A 24,015-nucleotide genomic window follows, 5' to 3' on the forward strand; every position below is an offset into this window, starting at 1 on the left:
TTGTATTTGGTAGGACCATTCATTTCAAAAAAACGGCTTGAAGCTTTAAATTAAGCATCAAGCCGGGTCTCTACTGGAATATGTCCCTTATTCTCTTGCTTGTCCTCTTGTATGTGTCCTGCGCGGTTAGCTTACCCTTCATATAGCCCTTCCTGAGGCTCATTATCCTCTTCATGACAACTGAATCTTCAACTTCCGCCCTGGTCCTTTCCCTATAGTCATCAACTACGGTCCTGTACCTCGAATATGCCTTCTCTACGGCGTCCTCCCAGGAAATGTACACCTTTGTCGCTGCTCCTGTTCCAAGCTCTGCAACCCATTCCCTGTCGTTGCAAGCCTTTATTATCTCCCGTGCTACGCTGTCTGCATCCTCATCAGCGATAAGCCCTGAAACCTCGTGCTCCACCCCTTCCGATGCGCAGCTGTTGCGTATCAGAAGGCTCGGGCAGTATGCCGAGGCTGCTTCCCTGACAACAAGTCCGTTAGTGTCGTAGGTAGATGTGAATATGAAAAGGTCGGCTATGCTGTAATAAATCTTCAGCTCTTCCCTGTCGTAGATGGCTCCTGTGAATATGCAGCAGTCCATAAGGCCGCACTCTTCTGCATATTCCATTATCTCAGGCCGGTCAACACCTTCCCCGACGAAGACCATCCTGAAGCTCTTTCCCATTTCCTTCGCTATCTTCAGTGAATCAAGCGTAAGCCTGATCCCCTTGTACCACATCATCCTGCCGACATAAAGGAAGGTTGGTGTCTCATGGTCCAGCCCATGCTTTTCCCTTACTCTCTCCATATCCTCAGGAGTGGACCTGCCCACCTCGTAGTCCGCACCATTTTCCATAACCAGGTAGCTGCCTTCATAGCCCATGGACCTGAGGTTTTCACCTGCTCCTTCGGACACTACCCAGACCTCATCGCAGGCGTTGATGTTCGCCATCATGAACCTTGCAGTCGCCTTCCTCAGCGCAGTGGAGTCAGTCCTTTTCTCAATGTCATAATCAAACTTCGTGTGGTATGTGAGTATGACAGGTGCTCCGGTAAAGCTCCTGAGCGCTCTGGCAAGCACCGTCGAAGCAAACGGGCAGTGACTGTGTATGACATCGATCTTCAGCTCCCTGAGCCTTGAGATCACCGCTGCACTGAACGGATATCCCATCCTGTAGCCAAGCTTTTTGCTTACGTTTGCGCTGGGGTACCTTATGACCTCAAAAGGATAGTTGTCTACAACATCCGGATAGTAAGGAGTCGCAACAACAACGTTCCCATGCTTTTCATTTATTACCCTTGCATAGTTGTATATGGCATTTGCCACACCATCTATGGTAGGTGGGAAAGAATCATTGAATAGTCCTACTGTAAACTCGTCCATGGCTCCTCCAAAATGCTGAATCACTTTGCCTGATTACTGCAGCATTAATCACAACAACTATATTATAGCTTATGGAGTGTTAAAAATGTATTAAGTTTATTCGCGATTATTGTTAGTGCTATATGCATTGATTTTGGTGGAGAACTTGGGTAAGAAATTTAGGTTTATATGGACTTGAAAAGCAAGGGCGGATGCTTTCACATCCGCCCTAATAAATTTATTTATATTTCCATTTCAAGTATGTAGGAACTGAGACTCTTGCCGTGCTTGTCCAGTGAAAGCGACCTTGTTACACCGCCGCCAAGTGCGTCGTACATAACGAAGTTCAGCGCGCCTACATTTGGCAATTCAAACCTAACAACCTCGCCCTTCACGATATCCTTGAAGAACTCCTTTACCTTATCAGGGGTCACCTTCTCCCTGATAAGCTCGAAATCCTTCATGTCATACGCTATAAGGGAAATGTTTGAAATGTTTCCCTTGTCTCCCGTCCTTGAGTGTGCGATCTCCCAAAGCTTCATCATTTCACCTCCTGATACTTCACGCATACATCCACATCGTCTCTGGAGATGAGGATTGAGGCTACGGAAACTATCTCTGCTGATGACTTGGTAGCTCCGCCGCCACCTGCAGGTCCGTTGGTATAAAGTGTCTCGACTTCCTCACCGATCTTCTTTGCATCGGAGAGTTTCTTTGTCCTTGCGGCAACTCTGAGCCTTACTTCATCAGGAGCCTGTCCAAGGACCCTGTCCTGATTCCTGTAGAGAGCGTTCACTCCTATGATCTCTATCCTCAGCTCATCCACTGGTATCTGCCTGAGCTTGAGCCTTTCCTCGACTATCTGTCCGCCAAGTACTGCCCTTTCATAGCATCCAGGTCCGCCGTAGCTGATTTCGCCCTCACCGGTGAAGCAATCCCTGTATCCGATGCTCACCTTGAGCGTCTCAGTCTTCTTGCTTCCTGATGCTCCAGTCGCCCTTACCACATCCCTGGCTGTGTTCTCAAAGGATACCTTTGAGAAATCCGCAACCACGTCCGGAGTGAGGTAATTCTCAGGATCATGTATCTCGTAGATCATCTGCTCAGCGCATGTGTCCCTGGTTACAAGGCCGCCGGTTCCCTCTACCTTTGTAACTATGAATTCTCCTGCCTCATCTACCTCGATAATCGGGAATCCAAGCTCTGAAAGGTTAGGCACATCCTTCCTGCCAGGGTCAGCATAGTAGCCTCCGGTTACCTGGCCGCCGCATTCAAGCAGGTGCCCAATGAGGGTACCCTTGCCAAGAAGATCCCATGAGTCTGTCTTCCATCCGAATTCATGGACAAGCGGTGCAAGGAAAAGTGCAGGGTCTGCAACCCTTCCAGTGATAATGACATCAGCGCCGTTTGCCAGGGCTTCGACAATCCCTTCGATTCCAAGATACGCATTGGCGGAGACCACTTCGCCGTCAAGGTTCCTAAGCGGCTCTCCTGTCTCCCAGACAGTAGTGTCCTGGTATTTTCCTAGCATTCCGAGGACATCGTCTCCGCTTACGCTGGCGATCTTCATCCCCTTGAGGCCCATATCCTCTGCCATCTTTGCAACTACCCTGGCTGCTCCATCAGGATTTGCAGCGCCCATGTTGGTGATTACCTTAACCTTGTTCTTGTATGCAAGGGGAAGCACCTTTTCCATCCTCATCTCAAGAAGCGCATTGTATCCCTTATCCGGATTCTTGAGCTTTTCCTGCTGAGCTATCGCTATAGTCCTCTCTGCAAGGCACTCGAAGCCTATATAGTCGATTTCGCCCTTCTCCATGAGTACCAGTGCCGGCTCAAGCCTGTCTCCGGCATATCCGGCTCCGCTTCCTATCCTTAATTTCTTCATAATTTATCCTCCGTTCGCCTATATGGCTACTACACCCATGACCAATGCAACAATAAGCATTATTATCGTTCCTGCAAATGCCCATGGTATGGTGTTCTTCTGATGCTCTCCAAAGTCCACTCCTGTAAGTCCTGTCAAAAGGAATGTCGCTGCAGTAAGCGGACTTACCGGGAATCCTGTCGTCATCTGTCCGAGTATGGAAGCTCTTCCGACCATTACAGGATCGACTCCGAACTGGGATGCTGCATTTGCTATTACAGGCATTACACCGAAGTAGTATGAGTCAGGATCGAATATGAGGCTTAGAGGCATTGAAACTATTCCTGTTACGAGCGGTATGAGCTTGCCGAGCGACTGCGGTATCATGGATACCATGAGCTCTGACATTGCAGTTATCATTCCAGAATCCTTCATGATTCCGGTGAATGCGCCTGCCGCAAACAGTACGCTTGCCATCATAAGCGCTTCCTTCGCATGTGCATCGACTCTCGCCCTCTGGTCTGATACCTTAGGATAGTTGACTATTAGTGCTATGCAGAACGCGAACATGAACACTACCTGAGGAGGCAGCTTTGCTGATATCATAACTCCTATAGCAGCTATGATAAGCAGTATGTTGAATACGAAAAGTCTTGGCCTCAAGAGCTTCTCCTTCTCCGCATCTACAGTCACCTCATGGAATGATGCATCCTCTGTCTCAAGGTTTCCAAGTCTCTTCTTCTCCTTGTTTCCGAGATAGTATGCAACAAAAAGTACAAATGCGATACCTGAGAGCATCGGTATAAGAACCGGGTTGAACAGCTTTGTGATTTCCACATTAAGTGCGGTTGCGGCTCTCAGCGTCGGTCCACCCCAAGGGACGATGTTCATGGTTCCTGCTGCAAGAGCTGTTACTGTGGCAAGTACAGTCCTCTTCATGCCAAGTGCATCATAGAGTGGAAGCATTGCTGGAATTGTAACAAGGAAAGTTACAGCGCCTGAACCGTCAAGATGTACGATCATTGCAAGAATTGCGGTACCGATTGTGATCTTAGCCGGGTTCTTGCCAACAACCTTGAGTATCTTGTTTATAATAGGATTGAATGTTCCGGCATCGCTTAAGATACCGAAGAAAAGTATTGCGAAGATGAACATGACACCTGTAGGTGCGATGGTCTTGATACCGTTGGTGATGAACGTCCCGACCTTGAGCCCTGACCCTGCAATAAAAGCAGTGAAAGTAGGCACCGCGATGAGCGCCACTACAGGGGTCGCCTTTTTCGTCATTACCAGAACAAGAAGCAGCAGTACTGTTGCCAAACCAAGAAATGCTAACATAAGATTCCTCCCGAATAATTATTTCACTTTATGTTAAGCAATTATCATGCCAAATTGACTTGAAGCGTAAAACCATTGAAAATCAGCAATATTCATAAAAACATCCAAATATCAAATTCCAGATTTCTGGAATTTTTTTACATCTTTTATCGAATTCGCAGACATGAAATCGTTATTATGCAACACCTTCCAATATTCTGGAATTATTTCATAAAGTTCCAGAATATTGGAAACCCGGATATCCATTCGGATTATCCGGGCAGTCTATTTTATCTTGCTGTAGAGGCTTGCAAGGGATATCCCAAGAATTTCAGCCACCTTTTTCTTTCCCTCAAGCGAATGCCCATGGAGGTCAAGATGCTTCATGATCTCTTCCCTCTCGAATTTCCTCACCATCTCTGACAGGCTTTCAGCCTTGAAATCATCCTCAACTGATGCCTGGATTCTTACTGGAAGATTTCTGCCTGCAATGATGTCATTCTCCATCATGTTCACGGCAAATTCAATTGAATTCCTGAGCTCCCTTATGTTTCCGGGCCATCTGTATGATAAGAGCATCTTCCTGGCATCATCGCCTAGGCTTATGTCACTCTTCAGGTCATTCTTATGCTGCTGCAGGAATACTTCCGCAAGCGGTATGATGTCCTCCCTCCGCTCCCTCAGCGGCGGCAGCATCACAGGAAAGACAGAAAGCCTGTAAAACAGGTCCTCCCTGAAAGTCCCGGAGGAAACCATGGCTTCAAGGTCTTTGTTTGTAGCGGCTACTACCCTCACATCGACTGAGATCTCCCGTATTCCGCCGATCCTCCTTACTGTCTTTTCCTGAAGTGTACGGAGAAGCTTAGCCTGGACCTCTGCCCCGATCTCAGCTATCTCATCAAGGAATATGGTTCCGCCGTCTGCAGCCTCGAAAAGGCCAAGCTTGCCATCCTTCCTGGCTCCGGTGAAGGATCCCTCCTCATATCCGAACAGCTCGCTCTCAAGCAGGTTCCCGCCGAATGATGCACAGTTCACTGCAATGAAGGGGCCGCCAGCCCTGTCGGATGCGTTATGGATCGCCTGTGCTGCCATTTCCTTTCCTGTACCGCTTTCCCCAGTAAGAAGTATTGTCGTATCCTTTTTTGATATCCTGAGCAGCAGCTTCTTGAGCTCCCTGGACTTGGGGTCAGCAGTAACCATATCATCCATGCTATATCTCGCCCTCTGTATGGCCTTAATCCTGCCTTCAAGCTTGGCGATCTTGGACTGGTATCTGTTCAGGGTCTGTGACAGGTCCAGTGCATCGTCTATGGTGCTTACTATTGAAATTGCCCCGACCACTTCACCCTTTGAAAGTATAGGAGACATGTTAACAATATAATCAATGCCGTTTTCCTCACGAAGAGCCCCTACTATTGGCTTCCTGGTTAGAAGCACATTAGGAAGCCTGGCACCGTGTCTTACTTCCCTGAGCTTTCTTCCCACGATATCTTCTTCTTTTACACCGGTAATCCTCGTATAGGATGCATTGACGTACTTGACGTTCTCATCCTTCCCTATTATAAGTATCCCATCATATAGCGAATCGAAGACCGATCTGATCCATGTATCAATAACCACTGATGAACCTCCCGTGCCCTAGGGCTATACCTTAGTGTCTGTTACCTTTTCCCGAACTTCTGTCTCTCGCTTTCCGAAAGCGATGATATGAAGTTCCTTTTCTCGTTAATGAGATTTTCCAGATCGTTCACGTACTCAAAGAGAGACGCCCTGTTCTCAAACTCCTCCCTTGTCTTCGGAAGCTCCATGGTCCTGAATTTTCGCCTGTATTCCTCAAGCCCCGTGAAGGCAGCAGCCTTGGTGTTTGGCTCGCTTACCTGTTCGGCCACATAATCCGTGAGTGTTGCCGCCATTTCGGACTGCTCGTTTATGTATTTAACTCGCTGAACGTACTTGACCATGTGCTTTAGAAGCTCATACTGGCTGTTTCGCATGTCCATGTATCTCATGAAATATGTCACCTCACCGCCAGGATGGTTTGACGCCTCTATTACCGCCCTTTCCCTTCCTTCTCCAAGGGCTGCGCCAAGACCTGTAAGATAGCTTTCTTCAAGTTTCAGCTCAAGCGGCTTTCTCAGACAGGCTGCCATATCCTTAAGCACCTTCTTGATGCCCTCCTCGATATGTGTAATGTCTTCACAAAGCTTTCCTTCAACGCTTGGTATGTGCATGTTCATGACAAGCCCTACTCCGGCACCTATTACCATCTGCATGAATTCGTTGAGAAGCCGGTTTGGCGCAACTGACTTTACTGAAAGTATATGTGATACGAGGACTGAGCATGGAACAATCGCGTCATGGAATTTCATCTTCACTGCCAAAGGAATGAATACAAGAAGGTAGACTCCAAAGGACAGTGCAGTGAATCCAAGTATCGAAAACACTACCGTTCCCGTCGTAAGTGCCAGAATCGTCGCAAGAATCCTTTGAAGGGCAAGGTCCCTCGACTTCTTCTTCGTGCTCTGTACACTCAGTATGACAATTATCCCTGAGTTTGCAGCATAGCTCAGCCCGATCAGCTGTGATATGAACACGGCTATCGCTGCTCCAACTGCGGTCTTCAGTGTCCTGTAACCTATTATCTTCCTCATCTTTTCCATAAGATACACTCCAATCTTGGTAGAACCGTCTGTTACTAATATACATCGTAACAAATACCATTTCAAAGTTTTTCGGACAGTTTGCTCCAGTATTTCCCCTTGGTGTTCATCATTATTTCAAAGTTCTGTACTATAATTCAGTTAGGAAGTAATCCAGCTAAAAACGGAGGTGCTATGATGGCTGAGATTTCATTGAAGGAAATTGAGGAATTCCCTGTACTCATGATAAGAAGACGTACAAGCCTTTCAGGACTGAAGGAAGCTATTGGCGACGGGTTCATGAAGATCGCAAACTATCTGGAATACCTCGGCGAATCACCTGGTGGTGCACCGTACGTTGCCTACTACAACAACGAAATGGATGACCTTGACATAGAGATCGGATTCCCGGTGGTTTCTCCGCTTCCAGGGCAAGGAACCATACACAGTTCAAAAGTCAAAGCCTTCACAGCCGTTGAGTGTCTATACAAGGGGCCATATTCAAAGTTCTCTGAAATCTACGGTGAAATGATGAAGTGGATGGAGTATCATGACCTTTCACCTGCAGGAGCATACTATGAGACCTACCTTAACAGTCCAGGTGAAATACCTGAGTCTGAACTTCTTACATTGATCAGGATATCTGTGAAGTGACACTATGAGCCGCATGGTGCGAGATTAATATAATCTGCGCAGCATGCGGTTTTTTCGTCTTAATTCCGGTTAACTTCACTGATTATTAACAATTTTGTCACATATGCTTGTTATGGCGTCAAAAGTTTGATAAAGTTGAATTTAAACATATTGTTATGGTAAATACATCTATTATGGGATTTTGATAATTCTGGTCCTACATCAGGTGACAATATGACAATTGAATAATGACCTGCAGAAATCGAATAGGAGGATACGTAGTGGATAGGATAGTAGTTCTGATCAAGCAGGTTCCCGATATGGAGGAGGTCCGGTTCGACAGGGAACGAGGAGTCATCGACAGGAATTCAGCCGGGACAGAGATCAACCCCTTTGACCTGAATGCTCTGGAGGCTGCAGTGCAGATCTCCGAGAAAACAGGTGCTGAGGTTTTCGTCATCAGCATGGGCCCGCCCAGCGCAAAGGAAGCCATCAGGGAAGCCATAGCGAGAGGCGCATCGGATGGTGTGCTGCTAAGTGATAGGAAATTCGGCGGCGCTGATGTCAAGGCTACGGCAGCGACGCTGGCAGCAGGAATAAGGTGCACAGGACCTTACAGCCTCATCCTCGCCGGGATGCAGACTGTAGACGGGGATACCGGTCAGGTAGGACCTGAAATCGCAGAGATGCTTGGAATACCCCATGCAGGCTATGCTGAGAGCATAGATGAGGTCGATGAGACTTCTGTTACTCTCACAACAAGGATCTGGGATGGCAGATACCAGAAGAAGCTCAGGTTTCCAGTACTTGTTACTGTCACAAAGGACATAGCTTCACCGAGGCTTCCTTCGCTGAAGAGCAAGATGAAGGCCAGGAAGGCTGAAATACCGGTAATAGGACTTGATGACCTCGATGGTTATCTAAAGGAAGAGGAAACCGGACTTAAAGGTTCTGCAACGAGGGTCAGGAAAATCGTGATTCCTGAATCAGCAGAGAGAGCAGGTGCGGTCTACAGGGATGACATGCCTGCGGCAATCGATGCCCTGATTGAAGTTTTGAAGGATACGAAGGTTTTGGAGGTTAGGCAGGGTGAAGGAATCTAAGGGAGTGCTCATTTTTGCGGAGCAAAAGGATGGAAAGCTGCACAAGGTAGGCTTCGAACTCCTTGGTGTTGGAAGAAAAATCGCGGATAAGTCAGGCTCAGAACTGTATGCGGCAGTACTGGGTCCTTTTGGCATGTCCTGTGAAGAACTTATTGAAAGAGGTGCGGACAAGGTCTTTGTAATTGAGGATGAATCTGCATTTTCATTGCCTGATGAATATGTGTTCTCTGAAAATCTAATAAGACTTGCGGATAAGATCAGACCGGAAGTGTTCCTGATTGGAGCCACATCCCTTGGCAGGTCAGTAGCACCAAGGGTTGCTGCAGGTCTTAAGACAGGTCTCACTGCAGACTGTACTGACCTTGATGTTGATGATGAAGGGCACCTGGTACAGATACGGCCGGCTTTTTCCGAGAACATACTGGCCCAGATCCTTTCTGATTCCATGCCCCAGATGGCTACAGTCAGGTACAAGGAGTTCGATGAGGCTGAAAGGGTACCGGGAAGGTCAGGGGAGATCGTCCGGATGGAAGAGTACGGCTCGAGGAATCCTTCACTTGAGTTCATAAAGGAGCTTGAATCAAGCGGCTTTGACATCTCAAGCGCGGAGGTGGTTGTATCTGGAGGATCAGGCCTTAAGAGTCCTGAGGACTTCAGGATGCTTGAGAAGCTGGCTGTGCTTTTAGGTGGATCGGTGGGATCCTCAAGGCCGATGGTAGAGGCAGGTTTCATACCAAGGGAGCATCAGGTGGGATACAGCGGCAACAGGGTCAAGCCAAAGGTATATATCGCCTGCGGAATATCAGGTGCACCTCAGCACCTTGCAGGAATGATGGATTCTGAGGTGATCATAGCGATCAATTCCGATCCTTCCGCCCCAATATTCAATGTGGCGGATTATGGTATAGTCGGTGACATCTACGAGATAATTCCTCTATTAATCGAGAGGATAAAGAAAGAAAAGGCTGCATCCTCATCTTCAGACGCTGTTGCATACTTGTTAGGCAGGGGGGAAAACAAATGAAGAGATCAACCGAGAAAATATACCTTTCACTCGCATTCCTGTGGTTCACGACCCATTTTGGCGGCGGCTTCGCTTCCGGAAGACAGGTTGTAGAATACTTCGTAAGATATGGAAAATATGCAGTCATAATGCCGATAATCTCTCAGGCAGTCATCGCCATAGTTCTCTATGCTGCATGGATGTATGCGTTCGAGAACAAGGCATTCTATTACAGGGTCTGGACCGACAAGTTCTACAAGCCTGTCGAAAAGGTAATGTCGAATGTGTATGAGCTTCTCTATAACCTGACTCTCGTTACAGCAACTGCGGTTGCATTTGCAACTGGCGGAGCTACGATGAAATCAGTGTTCGGAACAAGCTATTTGTTCAATACGGCTCTTATAGCTGCCGCGCTTCTTCTGCTCACGATATTCGGTGCTAAATTTGTAAGAAGAGCCGCAAGCATTATAGCAATCGCGATCATTGCCGGCATGTTCATTATATACATTCCTAACATCATTGCCGGATTACCTAAAATAGCTGAAAACCTGTCAGCCTTTTCGGCTGCACCTGCTGCTTCAGGTCTGGGACTCCTTGACGCACTCTGGACAACCATGAAGTATGCCGGTTTCCAGTCAGTGGTTATTGGCGCATACATAGCGCACTCAAGCGCACTTGAGGACAAGAAAGACATAATGAAGGCTTCAGTCCTCGGTTTCGTGCTCAATGCATCCATGCTTGTAATGACAGTCCTGGGTCTTCTCATTTTCATCAATGACGGGATACTGACAGAATCTGTACCTGCACTGACAGTGATACGGAATGGCGTCGGCGCTGGTTGGATGGTGCCGCTCATTTCAGTGCTCATACTTCTTGGTGCAGTATCCACTGGCGTCAACCTCATATATGGAATAACCCAGAGAGTAGTCATACTCATGGGTAAGAATGACAATGAAGCTTCCTTCAAGGCCAAGGAGAGGAACAGGAGCATAGTCGTTTCAGCAGTGTATGTAATGATAACCTGGTCCATCGCTCAGTTCGGTCTCATACCGCTCATAGCGAAGGGATACGGAACCCTTGGATACATCTCGGTATTTGTCATAATACTGCCGATAGTGCTGAAGTTCTACATCGGACGAGTATTGAACAAACCTCAGAGTACTGCTGAGAATGCTTAGGATAGAACATTATACCTTCAGGAGGAACAGATGGATATTGAAATAATTGGAAGACTCAAAAAAATATGCGGCGATGACTTTGTTGTCAGCGACCTCTCAAAGATAGGCAACTACTTATATGACGAGACCGAGGAATACCTCAAGCCAGAAGCCTGTACAGATGTAGTTGTCGTCAAACCAAAGGATGCCAGCGAGATCTCAGAAATAGTAAAATATGCAAACGAGATACTCATGCCTGTCATCCCGAGAGGCGGCGGCACAGGACTTAACGGCGCTGTCATACCTGACAGACCCGGCATAATACTATCCATGGAAAGGCTTTCGAAGGATATTGAAGTGGATGGCAAGAACCTCATGGTCATTGCAGACAGCGGAGTGACACTTGCACAGCTTAACGACGAGCTCAAGAAGACCAAGGGGCTGTTCTTCCCCATACATCCTGGTGATGAGGGAGCACAGCTTGGCGGAATGGTAGCTGAAAACGCCGGTGGCGTAAGTGCGGTAAAGCACGGCATCATGAGGAACCATGTCAAAGGACTTGAAGTGGTTCTGCCTACTGGTGAGATAGTCACTTTAGGCGGCAAGCTGATAAAGAACAATACAGGCTATGACCTTCTCCACATGATGGTTGGAAGCGAAGGAACCCTTGGTATAATAACCAAGGTGATCCTGAAGCTCTACGCAAAGCAGAACCATACCGGCACTCTGCTCGTATCCTTTGACAGCAGGCAGGATGCCTCAGATACTGTGCCTGCAATCCTGCAGTCAGGTATAACACCTCTTGCCATAGAATATGTGGAGAAGAATGTCATTGAAGAGGCAGCAAGGCATATGGGTCTTGTCTGGCCGGCAAAGGAAGGAATCGTTGACCTCATGATCATCCTTGAGGAAGGCACTGAGAACGACCTGTTTGCAAAGAGTGAGGCAATAGTTGAGATAGCCGAGAAGTTCAATGCAGTCGACAGCATCATCGCCGAAACAGCGAAGGACCAGAGGAACATACTCCAGATAAGGAGCAACGTATATACCGCCTTCATAGAGCACGCCATCGACGGAATGGATATCTCCGTACCCCCTGCTTCAGTACCGTATTTTGTCAGGGACCTTGATGAGATCGCCGCAAAATACAACACCACCCTTCCATGCGTCGGACACATCGGAGATGGAAACATCCACAACTTCGTTATGAAGGAGAACGGTGAAAAGCCATCCTGGTTCGAGGACATAAGGCTCGATATCTACAAGGCAGCCATGAAGTACGGCGGAGCAATAACCGCTGAACACGGCACAGGCAAAACCCGAAAATCATACATGCCCCTCCAGTATACTGCAAGGGAAATCGAGATAATGAAGGGTGTCAAGAGAGCCTTCGACCCAAATGGAATACTCAATCCTGGAACAATAGTAGACTTGTAGAAACTAAAAACGAGATGCATTTCGTAATGATTTGCATCTCGTTTTTCAATTTTCCTTGTTCAATTTCTAGTCTGGAAGCTCTCCTGTAAGAAATGCCCTTACCTTCCCTGCAGCATATCCCGGACCTCTGTCCCCCAGTCCTTCAACCATGACTGTCGCAATAAACGGACTTCCCCCGTCAAGGTCAATGGCAGTGAACCATCCATACCTTGTCCTTGCTGCTCCTGTTCCGACCTCTGCAATTCCTGTCTTGCCTGCTATGGCTCGACCTTCAATGAATGAGGCATTCCCGGTACCGGATGGATCTTCAACGGATTTTCTCATTAGCTCCAGGATCCTGTCTGCGGTTTCTGCTGAAAGGATATTTCTGGTCTCTGCCTGTGCCACATCCTTCACCAGCCTGAGTCCCTTAAGATTTCCATCGTCTGCAATGGCAGTCAGAGCCCTTGGCAGCGTAAGGCTGTTGAACAGTACCTGTCCCTGGCCATAGCCGCTGTCCCCAAGCAGTATCTCACTGTTCATTACACCTAGATTCGCCACCTGGGATTTCTGGAAATCAAAGGTCGTGTCAAAGTCCTCACCAACACCAAACCTTTGCATAGCTTCGATGAATTCCTTCTCTCCCAGCTTAAGTGCCATCTGGGCGAAGAATATGTTGTCGGAACTTATGAACGCCTTTTCAAGGTCTACAGGTGTTCCCGGATCAGCAGCCCTTTTTATGAAGTATTTCCCCCATGCAGGTTCCTTCTGCCAGGAAGTTCCTGAAACCTCTGAAACAAGGCTTGCAGCCGTACTGCCAGTCTCTATCGCTGAGGCTGATACAAGCGGTGCGACGGTAGCACCAGGAGGATATAGCTTCGTGAACCTGTTAAGAAGCGGCTTCCCTGGATCCTTAAGTAAATTATCATAATAGGCTTCAGTATGTCCAAGGATCATCCTGTTCGGGTCATAGGATGGAAGGCTTACTAATGCCAGAATTTCCCCATCCTTGAAGTTTATCAGTGATGCAGTGCCGCTGTCTCCTGTCATTGCTCCATATAGTTTCAGCTGTTGGTCGATATCTATGGTAAGGACTACGTCCTTGCCTCTATTGTTGTGGTCGTTTGAAAGGATCTCCTTGATTTTGCCGTCCTTGTCCACCAGAACCTTCTCTGTCCCTGTCCTGCCCCTTAGGTCTTCCTCGAAGATCAGCTCCAGGCCTGACCTACCTGCCTTCGCTGTTATCGGATATCCAAGCGTCTTTAGGACTGCATATTCTTCACGGGTTGCAAGCCCCACATATCCGGTAAGGTGGGCTGCAGCTTCCCCGTATGGGTATATCCTGTCTCTGGTTATCCTGTAGGTTATCCCTGAATTCGATATTACAAGAGCGTCTACAGCTTCCTTGTCGTCCATCGAAACCTTGATCATGTCTACAAATGTCTCTGGCTTTACCCAGCTGAGCCCAAGTCTTCCGGTAATATATTTCCTTGATACTCCAAACGCCGCTGACAAGGCGTCTATGGATTTCTCCCTGACGTTACCGAACTGCCCGGGTATCATCCCTATCCAGATGACATCACCGTCTTCTGCAAGCACCTTCATGTTCCTGTCAAGTATACGACCCCTCTCAGGACCTACCTCCTGCTCAATTATCTTATCGGTGCTCTTGAATCCCTCATACATCTGGTTCAGCGCGAAGCTGACAAGAAAATTGGGATTACCATCCTCGTCATTCTCCTTGACAAGCTTGATGTCAGTGCTGAATTTTTTCACACCTATCCCTGTCACCAGTGTTATATCGACCGGGACCCTTAAAGTATCTGCTCCTGCAGCTTTTCTTTCCAGGTCCAGCTCCTCCATCCTGTCAGAAACTGAAGCCTCAGTTACAGAAATCACACCATAGAAGCCCTTGTAAAGCTCCACATATTCATCCTTTGTCATCTTTGACCTGCTCGATGAGTCGAGATAATCGTACATGGCACCATAATCCATTGCAGCATATGCTGCCTTATAGGCGACATATGTGCCTAGAGGATCATGCTTATCCTCGTCGCATGAGGAACCAATCATTAAAAACAGGATGATGAAAAATACATACAATGATTTCTTCATTCGTAATCACTCCCTTGCCGATACGCCACCTGCTCAAGAGACAATTGACTGATAAACTCCCAATCCGCTGTAGCTTTGGAATCATTCCCGTGGCCATGCATAGGCCAGGGAAAACAAGACAGACATACAGATAGAGAAGTAGCAGATCCAGGGTTTCATCGACCTATACATCAGAAAAGCGCACGCTGCTAAGATTGCACCAGCGGCAGGCAATGACAGAAGAGGCTTAAGATACAGTCCTAGTATTGCAGCAACCATGAGCATCATTAGCGGAATTACAAGCAATATTGCCTTAAGAAGTTCCGGAGCTTTAGTTCGTAGAAGTGCAAGGTACCTGAAAAGCAGCAATATGGAGTAAGTGATACGTATGGCTTCAGCTGGATTGTTCCCAATGTTATCAGAAAAAAATACAGTTTCAACGAACATATAGATCGCAAAATACCCCATGCAGGTCGCAGCAAACACGAAAACCCGCCTGCATCAATTGCAGCCATCTTGACCAGGACTGAAAGGACATTCTCCTTCTCCATCAGTACCTCCTCTCGTGCATGGTTTCAGAAACAAACCAAATTTCATATCTGCCATCATACATACCTGATATCCTATTAACTAAAGCATATCCTATATAAATCCACTTGATGACATATATGCTTATTTTGTCGAAATTATCCGACTATTCGTCAGGTTCCAACGGTCTGAATCCTTAAGGAATCTCATACGAGTTTTAATCTTACTTACCTGTTTCCCGCACTTCTTGATGCGAAGCTTACTCCGATGATTATTCCTGCGATTGCTCCCATAGGTCCGCCAACCATGGCGCCTATAAGACCTGTCGCCTCATATCCCATCACTCCTGCGTACTCGAAGTTCTTCATGAAGTTCCCTCCAATGAAAGAACCGACTATAAGGCCTGCGATTAGTCCCACTATAAGAAAAACAAAGCATCCGATAAGACCATAGAGTATTCTTTTAATCACTTCAACCATCTCCATAACATATGGTCATGTGCCGCAAGGCAATAGCAATAGGGTTGCAGCACATGGCATCCATTCTTCATGCAACTAGATCTTCAATTCCGGGAAGTATCTGTAGAAATCCATTTTCAGGTAATCTGCCAGGTCCTTCATTTCCTCGACTGTCTTTTCATTTACGGGAATCCCTTCTTCAATGCGTCTCGTATAGGATTCAGCTTCCTTTTCACCGTGGGTGTATATCCTGTCTTTACCGTCTGCTTTCATTGAATTCCTCAGTTCCTCAAGGAATATTTCAAGTTTATTCTGGATCACAGCCGGATTGCCGAAGATCTTTGGATCGATCGCCGCAAAGAAGTGGCACACACCTGATTTTCCTTCCTCTTTCTCAACATGGTTTGAGGTAGTGCCTCCTGACATTATGGATGAAAGTATCTCGACTACCATTGAGAAACCATAGCCCTTGTGACCACCATGTTCCTCAGTACCCCCGCCCAGCGGATGAAGCCCTGCTGTTCCTGCATATATTCCTCTTAGAAGTGCAGAGGGATCAAGCTCATCGTAGCCATCTGCATTTATTCCCCAGCCTACAGGAAGGGCTTTCCCAGTCTTACCGGATACTTCTGCCTTTCCTACCGTTACGACCGAAGTTGATGCATCGAAATGGAATGGCTGTGGAACTGCAGGAAAGCTGAATGCAAAGGGATTGGTCCCAAGCATGGGGACTCTTCCGAAGGTCGGCACGACAGCTGCCAGTGAATTTGTCATTGAAATCCCCAGAAATCCCTCATTGCATGCCATAAGGGAATAGTAGCCTGCAATTCCGTAGTGGTTGGAGTTTCGGACAGTAACCAGACCTATACCTGAAGTCTTAGCAAGTGCAATGGCCTTCTTCATTGCAAATTTTGAAACCAGCTGGCCCATGCCGCTCATTCCGTCAATGACGGCCGATACAGGCGTTTCTGACACTATAAGCGGCTTTGCACCAATATCAATGTATCCAGCCCTTATCTGATCATGGTACATGACAATCCTGTTTGTTCCGTGGGAATCGATCCCATACAGGTCAGCCAGAAGCAGTACATCCGTTATTACAGCGCTGTCATGTTCATTGAATCCGAACCTGTGGAACGCCGCCTCGCAAAATATCTTCAGATTATCATAAGTAAGTAAGTTAATGCTCATAAATTTCTCCATTCTTGTTTCTTATAACCCATATATATATTTTATCAGCATCGAGTGCTGGTTGTAGCTTATTTCTATTTTGAAGTACATTTGAATGTCGTAATCTAAATAGAAATACTAAATCAGTTTGAAGCAATATTTCCAGCCTTAACTCCGGCATAGAGATCTTCTTCAGAAGCGACCAGCATAAGAAGAGTCCATGCAGGTACATATGTGGCTACTACCACGATCTCCCTCCACAGAATGAAAACCTTGAAATCGGGATGGTACAGGGCCAGAGCCACGAACAGGTCACTGAAGAAAATCATGCATCCTGCAATCGCGATCAGCCAAGCAGCCTTTCTTGAGAAATGGCCCCTGAATAATGTGGATACCATTGTCATACCGAAGATGCAGAGTATTGTTCCCAATACAATGCCTGCAGGATACATGAATCCTTCTGCATACTGCTGAAGTGACAGGAACAAGAAAGCGAAAATCACAAAGAAGGGTGCATTTGTGATCAGTTCTGTCCTGCCTATTCTGAAGTTCCTGCTGAATGTGAGTATGAGGCACAGGTACGCTCCGATGAATCCAATCATCCCAAAAAGCTGACTATTGAGAATATCCTTGTCGTATGTGTTCACGAATATGAAGTAGTAGTCTGAAATTACAGTAAACGCGAAGGCAAGTGCAATCAGCTTCTGTTCCAGGTACCTCTTCCTGATTGCCAAAACCGTTATGAACATACTGACCCTTACTGCGAATGTGATATAAAGTGCCGGATTACTATCCTGATACCTGATGTCAAAAAGAATGATAACCAGTGTCAAAGTCAAATACACAGCAAGAAGTATTCTTTCGCTATTTTTCAACTAGACCGCCTCCTGATACAACAAGCCTGACTGTAGTTTGAATTAGCCAAACCCACTCTCCACATCACTTGTAGTTACTTCAAGTATACTCCACATCAGATTTTCACACACCTAATTAAACGAATTTTCTGTTATTTCTATCCTTCGATCAATAACGGAAACCTTTCTTCGGATTGGGTCAACAATCATAAATCAGTCCACACAACCAAATATATCCCAGCCTGGAGCAGGTATGAGATGCTGCCGTGTATTAGTTTACCGATAATTAACTGAAAATCCATAATTTGTGACCAGCATTTTGTATATGATATGCTTTAATAAGGTTAGCAGGGTATATGAAGATGTTATTGCGACTTAGGTAGGCACTCTCTTTAACATTAGAGGTTAGATTCCTTGCTTTGTTATCAAGAGATTTCGGATCAGGATTGGAGGTAGATTCAATGAAATGCCTCATCATCTACTATTCACTTACCAATTCAACAGCATTGATTGCTGAAAATGTCGCTGAAGGAATAAGAACTTCCGGTTCCGATGCGGTGATCTGCAACATCAAGGATGAAGCCCCTCCAGAACTGGATTCTTTTGACATGCTTGGGATCGGTACTCCGGTTTATGGTTTCAACGTCCCTATAAACGTGCTTGAATGCATTGAGGGTCTTTCGAACAAGAGGAACATACCGTCATTTGCTTTCCTTACTTATGGAACCTATGCCTGGAATGCAGGAGAATTGCTTAAAAAGGCGATGATAACGTCTGGTTTTAAACCAAATGGCTGGTTCTTTAGCCATGGTGCAGATTATTTCCTCGGATACCTAAAAAAAGGATGCTTTGCCTCACCAAATCACCCGACAGAGGAAGAGAAAGAAGCTGCAAGGAGATTCGGACATGATATGGTGACAGCTGGGACCGGCTGGCCCGAGTCAATTCAACCCCCGCCAGTCATATATCGGATAGAGCAGATATTTCTTGGCAGGCGACCTATAAGGCTATATTTCCAGAAGAAATTCAAGCTGAATAAGGACAAGTGCATCAGGTGCGGAATATGTATGAAGGGCTGCCCTTCAAAAAATATCAGTCTGAATCCGGAGGGCTTCCCTGTTTGGGGAAGAAATTGCATAATGTGCCTCTCATGCGAACTTCATTGTCCGAAAGAAGCTATTGTTTCACCAATAAGCTGGCCTGTCATGAATCTGATAATGAAATATAACGTGTCCCATATCCTGAAGGATCCTGATATCGAGAAGTTAAAAGTCACCCTCCACAACGGGAAGATTGAAACCTACAAATGATAGGAAATCCAAAATCTTGCTGCATAAACTCGTGAGATTCAATCCGTAGTTCCATTCTGTTTATTGTATGTTAGATTCAAGAGATCGTCACAAAGCAGGCTGATGTTTTAGATTGCTGATCTCTGCTCTGTTGGCGCTTCCTGAGCACTTGTCAGTGATTAAGAAGATACAGATACAGATCTCATGCCGGTCTACATCACCATAACTGCTCCGCGTATTATTCTGGTGAGGCTGCTCATAGACATGCATGCTGCACTCATGATTAATGAAGATAAACAAAAGGATGTGACCAGCACGATGTTCAACAAGAAAATCATATTCCAGGATATAGACGGAACACTGGTGCCTGAAAACTTTGAACAGAAAGTACCTGAGTCGGCTCTCGACGCAATCAGGCAAGCCCAGTCAAATGGACATAAGGTATACATGTGCTCGGGCAGAAGCAAATGCCAGATTTTCGATTTCTTATGGGATATCGGACTCGATAGATTCATAGGGGGGAACGGAAGCTATATCGAAGAAAATGGAGAGGTTCTATTTCATAAGGTCATATCCAGGGAAGACTGCAGCAAGGCTGTAGATTGGATGAGAAGCCGAAACCTTGAGTTCTATGAAGAGTCTAACAACTGACTGTTCGCAAGTGGGCTTTTCCTTGACAAAGCAGCGGCGTTTGTCGGAGGAAGGAAGGAGATTATTCTCAAGGTGATTCCTGGACTTGTTTTTGGTGGTGACTTGTACAGGGATGACCTAAACAAGATAAGCTTCATACTGAATAGCCATGATGACTATGAGTCTCCCAGGTCTGCATTCCCGGACCTCCATGTAGGAATATGGGGAATGGGAGGGATCCCTGAGTTATGCGGAGAGTTCGGTCAAAAAGGTATCAGCAAGGCTACAGCTATTGATATGGTCATGAACCTTCATGGTATCGGGAAAGAGGCAACAATAGCCTTCGGTAACGATGAAAGCGACGCTTCAATGCTCGAATACTGCGGAACCGGTGTAGCCATGGGGGAACGCCAAATCAACACTCAAGGAGCTTGCTGACTATGTCACTTCAGACGCTATTGATGATGGCATAAGGAATGCTTTCAGACATCTTGGCTTGATAGTATAACCATCTGTCAAAAGGTATTTGGATATTATTGGTGTAACAAAATGATAAAAAGATGGGAGCTTACACGCATCAGTCAAGCTCCCATCTTTTAGTCAATTCTATAAGTTTTTTGCCTGGATCTGTCAGTTTACAGACATCAAGCATATCGTTTCTAAGTAAAAATTCAGTGGTCTTATACTACATTAATTTCAGGGCAAACCAGATGACTAAAATAGTCTGCTCTCCCTTTATCCATCACCTTTAAGTCTGCGGTATTTCTTAATACACATACAACCAGAAACCGGAATTCCAATAAAATGACAGCATACTGTCATCAGTCCGCCAAACCGGGTAAAATAACATATGAAACAAGAGGCAGAGCTTTGCTTCTCATGTCTTAGCACGAATATGACCAATTTAGTATCTTATACTCTTCATTATTCATTCCCCATTGGATATGAGCGGTTTTTCGATTCTCTAGTTATCCTTGATTCCAGGTAATCTTTAAGATAGCTATCGCGGCAATATACGTAGCATCCTTTCATACCTCGGGATAGAAGGACCCTGTAAATGTTCTTAATGAGTCTTGTCAGTTCCAATGGATTTTCTTTCAAGCCCTTCTTACCGGTAGTATCCTTGTAATCAAGGTAGCTTCCATAGATTTCATTAGTCATGGGATTGAATCTCAGGTCATTGCCAATGATTATGCCTACATAATCGAATTCGAGCCCCTGGGAGGTGTGGATGCACCCTATCTGGTCCTGCTTGTCGTCATCAGATGCCCATGTGTACTGGCTGCTTCTGCTATTCCATGGCATTCTGAAATCATGTTCCTCAATAATAACATCTTCGATTTCTGAGTTTGGATTTCCATCCTTTGCACTTGTCCACTCCCAGGCATAACCTGCAATGATTCTCGATTTGAATCCTAAAGAGTTCTTTTCCCTGACCTTATCTACAAGGTCATGTGGATTGTCTACAAGTTCAAATTCAAATGTACCTTCATCCCATCCGTCAAAATTCCCTGTATCCCTGATTCCGAGCGTATGGTCGATCCAGTTCATGAACCCATCTGCACCTGAACACCTGAACTGGGCTTCAAGCTCAACATATACGACTTCAGAACCCCTTGCCTCTGCAACCTCTCGGATCCTGTCAACCGTACCTTCGTCGTCCGGACGTATCCTCTGGTTGTCGTCGATAAAGAATACATTCACTCTCGAAGCCTTGATTACATCATCAACCTGACTGATGCCCTTGTACATGTATGTTCCTTTTTTCTTTAACCTATGGGCTTCATCCACAATCATCGCATCAAACTCATCATCAAGCGCATTCCAAAAGGAACCTGATCCTGAAAAAAGTGCTGCGATCCTCTTCTTTGAATACTTTCTGCTTCCTGAAAGCATGCTTATAATGGTCTCCTTGAAGGATGCATTTGGTGCTATGAACTTTGGATTCAATCCATGTTTCAGAAGCTGTACCAGTGCATTCATCGCTACTACCGATTTCCCTGTTCCCGGGCCACCATTTACTATAATGGTTGTCTTCTGCTTTGAGTCAAGGGCATACTCCATGATATTCGATAGTGCCACCTTCTGTTCATCCAGCAGAGTATAGACCTCATTACCATCAAACATTTCAGAAACGTATTCAACGAATTTTTTGGATGGCCTTATTTTCCCATTCTCGATCTGGTAGAGTATATGTTTACCATTGCCATTACCGACGTATTTCTTTATGAATGCTTCCAGCCGATTGATATCCTGGGAGAAGAACACGGGCGAGTCTATGATGATCTCTGAATACTGAGGAAGCGTAAGTGGTTCCGGATGTTTTGAAATATAGTTGTGGAGATAGGCACAGCTATAAGGCTGGATGTTCTTCGTGTATACAGCTTCGTTCATGTCCGCAAGATACTTTTTATAGGAGTAGGCCTGATATGATGGGTGGGAAACCTCGCGGATACCGCCACCTACGTATGCTGTCACTATGTCTTCCTTCCTGGTTGCATCAGCCTTTTCCCACTGCTTTAGTTCTACGATCACAAAATTTGCATTTCCCTCTGTATCATGACCTGATACTATGAAGTCTATCCTTTTGCTTGTAGATGGTATGTTATATTCAATCAGCACCCCGCAGTCTCCGGGGACATTAGATTTCCTAAGGGCAGTCTCCATGAATTTCAACGAGTTGTTCCAGGATTTACGCTCATTGTCATTCACTTTTCGGCCGTATTTCTCTGTGTATTCCTTAACTATATCAGGAACTATCCTGTTATTGTCCACGGCATTTCTGAACCCTTCAACATCATTCTTGTAAATTATCATCAGATCACCTTAGCTCCGTATATTTTTTGCTGTTTCCGTAAGCTTTTTCCACCTCATACTTTTCTGAATTCTTCCTCAGCTTATCCATGACAATCTCATCAACATCGAGACCTAATCTATCGGACATAAGCATGCTGTATATCATGACATCTGCAAGCTCTTCCTTGATCTTATCCAATTTATCGGCTGCATCAGTATCCTGTCCTGACCACTGGAATACTTCAAGAAGCTCTGCTGCTTCAATTGATATAGATATGGCAAGATCCTTCGGATTATGGAATTGTCTCCAGTTCCTCTCGTCACGAAACCTAACCACTGCCTTCATCGTCTCATTATCCATGATTACCCCCATAAAAATATCTATAAACTATCACATAAAAACTAACTTAATTATATCATAAGGACAAAATAATAGATTAATCAAAAAATTTCTGCATTCAAAAACACATGTGAATCCGCTTCAATGGGTAAGAAGTTCCCGTTGCCATTTGGGATAAGACAGTTTGGTTATTCATAGAACAACATATCGACTCTTCACAAGCATCAAGCAACCTCGGTGCAGCAGCAAACATCCATTATACCTATCGTCAGGTAACATCAGCTTAGAAATGTGCAAATACAAGAAGGCCAGCTTATCCCCAAGTCAGCCCGCCTTCAGTCTGTATGTCACTATCCATGTTGATACCTGTATGGACCTGCAATTTCCAGCCAGTCAGAATAGATTGATATGGCTGTCGCTTAAATGGTGCCCTTCATCAGCAGGATTCCTAAGTGCTCTCCCTTTCCACTAAGTGTGCATTGAAAGTCAGATGCTGCGCGCTGGGCTTCTTGTCCGATGGGGCTTCAATGTCCTCGATGATCATCTTGGCAACCTTCTCCCCCATTTCATGTGCAGGTATTTCCAGTGCAGTCATTGTTGTTTCGAGCATGCTTCCAACAGTATGGCCTGTCAGGCTCATAAGCCTGATATCATCAGGAACTCTCAGTGCCTTTTCCTTAATTGCCCTCATGGCTCCGATTCCCTGGATATCAACTGAAACCATTATTGCATCAAGGTTCTCGTTGTTCTCAAGAAGCTTCTTGGCGCAATTATAGCCATATTCGAATGTATTGGAAGGTTCAAGTGAAGTGTTGTAGTTCTCTTTCAGGTTCAGCTCCCTGATTGCTGCCTTGTACCCCTTATACCTGTCCCTGTAAGGAGCCAGATGAGTATTCCCGTTTATCAGTCCGATTTCCCTGCACCCTTTTCGGGCTAAAAACTTTGTGCCTTCATAGCCACATGCCTCATAGTTTGCAATCACGCTGCTTATCGAGGGCTCTTGATGCCTGACAATCTGTGCCACTGCAATCCCACTCGCCTTTATTTCCTGGAGCAGCCTTAGATTCCGGCCTGTTCCTGCAATGATTATCCCATCGACAAAACCGTTCCTTAATCTGCTCAGGCTTTCCTTCTCAATTTCAGGGTCATCCTCAGTATTGCAGATCAGCGTTGCATAGTTGTACTTCCTTGCTTCCTTTTCAATTCCCTGCATGATTTCCGAGAAAATCGCCATATGAAGCCTCGGCAGCACGACACCTATTGTATGTCTTTTCCCTTTCTTGAGCCCCTGAGCAAGGACATTAGGCTGATAGCTGAGCTCCTTCACTGCTGCAAAGATTCTCTCCCTTGTTTCAGGATGAACGTAAGCAGTA

Annotated in this window: 20 protein-coding genes and 1 pseudogene; 7 read left to right on the forward strand and 14 right to left on the reverse strand. The window is 45.9% G+C overall.

All coding sequences use genetic code 11. From position 1 onward, the window contains the following. Window positions 1-70: 70 nt before the first annotated feature. From T472_RS17255 to T472_RS17280, 6 genes are all read right to left on the reverse strand, one after another. On the reverse strand, window positions 71-1,369 hold the full coding sequence (locus T472_RS17255) for a glycosyltransferase (RefSeq protein WP_023388819.1): 1,299 nt from the start codon (window positions 1,367-1,369) through the stop codon (window positions 71-73). Between the two features lie 221 nt (window positions 1,370-1,590). Continuing rightward, entirely contained in the window at window positions 1,591-1,890 is a 300-nt protein-coding gene (locus T472_RS17260; RefSeq protein WP_023388820.1) for an AtuA-related protein, read from the reverse strand. Further along, the gene (locus tag T472_RS17265; RefSeq protein WP_023388821.1) at window positions 1,890-3,236 is read right to left on the reverse strand and encodes an acyclic terpene utilization AtuA family protein; all 1,347 of its coding nucleotides are present in this window, start codon (window positions 3,234-3,236) and stop codon (window positions 1,890-1,892) included. Before T472_RS17265 ends, T472_RS17260 begins: the two co-directional genes overlap by 1 nt. 18 nt (window positions 3,237-3,254) lie before the next feature. Continuing rightward, entirely contained in the window at window positions 3,255-4,553 is a 1,299-nt protein-coding gene (locus tag T472_RS17270) for a CitMHS family transporter (RefSeq protein WP_023388822.1), read from the reverse strand. A gap of 264 nt (window positions 4,554-4,817) precedes the next feature. Beyond that, window positions 4,818-6,152, reverse strand: a complete 1,335-nt coding sequence (locus tag T472_RS17275; protein WP_023388823.1) for a sigma-54 interaction domain-containing protein — start codon at window positions 6,150-6,152, stop codon at window positions 4,818-4,820. Between the two features lie 41 nt (window positions 6,153-6,193). Then, window positions 6,194-7,192: an aromatic acid exporter family protein gene (locus T472_RS17280; RefSeq protein ID WP_023388824.1), complete on the reverse strand. Its 999-nt coding sequence runs from the start codon at window positions 7,190-7,192 to the stop codon at window positions 6,194-6,196. Between the two features lie 177 nt (window positions 7,193-7,369). Between T472_RS17280 and T472_RS17285 the strand changes: the two genes are divergently transcribed. The 5 genes from T472_RS17285 to T472_RS17305 all read left to right on the forward strand — a co-directional run bounded on the left by T472_RS17285 (window position 7,370) and on the right by T472_RS17305 (window position 12,504). Continuing rightward, window positions 7,370-7,825, forward strand: a complete 456-nt coding sequence (locus tag T472_RS17285; protein ID WP_023388825.1) for a GyrI-like domain-containing protein — start codon at window positions 7,370-7,372, stop codon at window positions 7,823-7,825. Between the two features lie 260 nt (window positions 7,826-8,085). Further along, on the forward strand, window positions 8,086-8,907 hold the full coding sequence (locus T472_RS17290; RefSeq protein ID WP_023388826.1) for an electron transfer flavoprotein subunit beta/FixA family protein: 822 nt from the start codon (window positions 8,086-8,088) through the stop codon (window positions 8,905-8,907). After that, complete coding sequence (locus T472_RS17295) at window positions 8,894-9,931, forward strand: electron transfer flavoprotein subunit alpha/FixB family protein (protein ID WP_023388827.1); 1,038 nt, start codon at window positions 8,894-8,896, stop codon at window positions 9,929-9,931. The genes T472_RS17290 and T472_RS17295 overlap by 14 nt, the downstream gene beginning before the upstream one ends. Then, window positions 9,928-11,088 carry a YkvI family membrane protein gene (locus T472_RS17300; protein ID WP_023388828.1) on the forward strand — a complete coding sequence of 387 codons (1,161 nt, stop codon included), beginning with the start codon at window positions 9,928-9,930 and terminating at the stop codon, window positions 11,086-11,088. Before T472_RS17295 ends, T472_RS17300 begins: the two co-directional genes overlap by 4 nt. A 30-nt stretch (window positions 11,089-11,118) precedes the next feature. Further along, the gene (locus T472_RS17305; protein ID WP_023388829.1) at window positions 11,119-12,504 is read left to right on the forward strand and encodes an FAD-binding oxidoreductase; all 1,386 of its coding nucleotides are present in this window, start codon (window positions 11,119-11,121) and stop codon (window positions 12,502-12,504) included. Between the two features lie 66 nt (window positions 12,505-12,570). On the opposite strand, the gene T472_RS17310 is transcribed toward T472_RS17305, so the two are convergent. The 5 genes from T472_RS17310 to T472_RS17330 form a co-directional block, all read right to left on the reverse strand. Then, entirely contained in the window at window positions 12,571-14,598 is a 2,028-nt protein-coding gene (locus tag T472_RS17310) for a penicillin-binding transpeptidase domain-containing protein (RefSeq protein WP_023388830.1), read from the reverse strand. 81 nt (window positions 14,599-14,679) lie between these two features. After that, window positions 14,680-15,063 (reverse strand): hypothetical protein, encoded by a 384-nt coding sequence (locus tag T472_RS17315; protein WP_023388831.1) that lies wholly within the window; start codon window positions 15,061-15,063, stop codon window positions 14,680-14,682. 269 nt (window positions 15,064-15,332) lie between these two features. After that, on the reverse strand, window positions 15,333-15,575 hold the full coding sequence (locus T472_RS17320) for a hypothetical protein (RefSeq protein WP_023388832.1): 243 nt from the start codon (window positions 15,573-15,575) through the stop codon (window positions 15,333-15,335). An 84-nt stretch (window positions 15,576-15,659) separates the two neighbouring features. After that, the gene (locus tag T472_RS17325; RefSeq protein ID WP_023388833.1) at window positions 15,660-16,754 is read right to left on the reverse strand and encodes an Ldh family oxidoreductase; all 1,095 of its coding nucleotides are present in this window, start codon (window positions 16,752-16,754) and stop codon (window positions 15,660-15,662) included. A 122-nt stretch (window positions 16,755-16,876) separates the two neighbouring features. Then, window positions 16,877-17,608, reverse strand: a complete 732-nt coding sequence (locus T472_RS17330) for a lysoplasmalogenase family protein (protein ID WP_023388834.1) — start codon at window positions 17,606-17,608, stop codon at window positions 16,877-16,879. Between the two features lie 440 nt (window positions 17,609-18,048). On the opposite strand from T472_RS17330, the gene T472_RS17335 reads away from it, so the two are divergent. Both T472_RS17335 and T472_RS20440 read left to right on the forward strand, forming a co-directional pair. Next, window positions 18,049-18,897 carry an EFR1 family ferrodoxin gene (locus tag T472_RS17335; protein WP_023388835.1) on the forward strand — a complete coding sequence of 283 codons (849 nt, stop codon included), beginning with the start codon at window positions 18,049-18,051 and terminating at the stop codon, window positions 18,895-18,897. A gap of 297 nt (window positions 18,898-19,194) precedes the next feature. Beyond that, window positions 19,195-19,944 (forward strand): annotated as a pseudogene (locus tag T472_RS20440) (Cof-type HAD-IIB family hydrolase). A gap of 486 nt (window positions 19,945-20,430) precedes the next feature. On the opposite strand, the gene T472_RS17350 reads toward T472_RS20440, so the two are convergent. The 3 genes from T472_RS17350 to T472_RS17360 form a co-directional block, all read right to left on the reverse strand. Continuing rightward, on the reverse strand, window positions 20,431-22,323 hold the full coding sequence (locus T472_RS17350) for a DUF2075 domain-containing protein (protein ID WP_023388836.1): 1,893 nt from the start codon (window positions 22,321-22,323) through the stop codon (window positions 20,431-20,433). 4 nt (window positions 22,324-22,327) lie between these two features. After that, window positions 22,328-22,663, reverse strand: a complete 336-nt coding sequence (locus T472_RS17355) for a nucleotide pyrophosphohydrolase (RefSeq protein WP_023388837.1) — start codon at window positions 22,661-22,663, stop codon at window positions 22,328-22,330. A gap of 427 nt (window positions 22,664-23,090) precedes the next feature. Continuing rightward, a partial coding sequence (locus T472_RS17360; protein ID WP_023863751.1) for a LacI family DNA-binding transcriptional regulator occupies window positions 23,091-24,015 on the reverse strand: 925 nt, incomplete at its 5' end.

The organism is Youngiibacter fragilis 232.1 (genome assembly GCF_000495435.3).
Lineage (GTDB): Bacteria > Bacillota > Clostridia > Clostridiales > Clostridiaceae > Youngiibacter > Youngiibacter fragilis.

Excerpts from the sequence above, each read along its gene's own strand:
- T472_RS17310 (WP_023388830.1), bottom strand. The coding sequence starts at position 14,598 with ATGAAGAAATCATTGTATGTATTTTTCATCATCCTGTTTTTAATGATT.
- T472_RS17325 (WP_023388833.1), bottom strand. The coding sequence starts at position 16,754 with ATGAGCATTAACTTACTTACTTATGATAATCTGAAGATATTTTGCGAG.
- T472_RS17355 (WP_023388837.1), bottom strand. The coding sequence starts at position 22,663 with ATGGATAATGAGACGATGAAGGCAGTGGTTAGGTTTCGTGACGAGAGG.
- T472_RS17285 (WP_023388825.1), top strand. The coding sequence starts at position 7,370 with ATGGCTGAGATTTCATTGAAGGAAATTGAGGAATTCCCTGTACTCATG.
- T472_RS17350 (WP_023388836.1), bottom strand. The coding sequence starts at position 22,323 with ATGATAATTTACAAGAATGATGTTGAAGGGTTCAGAAATGCCGTGGAC.
- T472_RS17280 (WP_023388824.1), bottom strand. The coding sequence starts at position 7,192 with ATGGAAAAGATGAGGAAGATAATAGGTTACAGGACACTGAAGACCGCA.
- T472_RS17300 (WP_023388828.1), top strand. The coding sequence starts at position 9,928 with ATGAAGAGATCAACCGAGAAAATATACCTTTCACTCGCATTCCTGTGG.
- T472_RS17335 (WP_023388835.1), top strand. The coding sequence starts at position 18,049 with ATGAAATGCCTCATCATCTACTATTCACTTACCAATTCAACAGCATTG.
- T472_RS17305 (WP_023388829.1), top strand. The coding sequence starts at position 11,119 with ATGGATATTGAAATAATTGGAAGACTCAAAAAAATATGCGGCGATGAC.
- T472_RS17255 (WP_023388819.1), bottom strand. The coding sequence starts at position 1,369 with ATGGACGAGTTTACAGTAGGACTATTCAATGATTCTTTCCCACCTACC.
- T472_RS17270 (WP_023388822.1), bottom strand. The coding sequence starts at position 4,553 with ATGTTAGCATTTCTTGGTTTGGCAACAGTACTGCTGCTTCTTGTTCTG.
- T472_RS17260 (WP_023388820.1), bottom strand. The coding sequence starts at position 1,890 with ATGAAGCTTTGGGAGATCGCACACTCAAGGACGGGAGACAAGGGAAAC.
- T472_RS17265 (WP_023388821.1), bottom strand. The coding sequence starts at position 3,236 with ATGAAGAAATTAAGGATAGGAAGCGGAGCCGGATATGCCGGAGACAGG.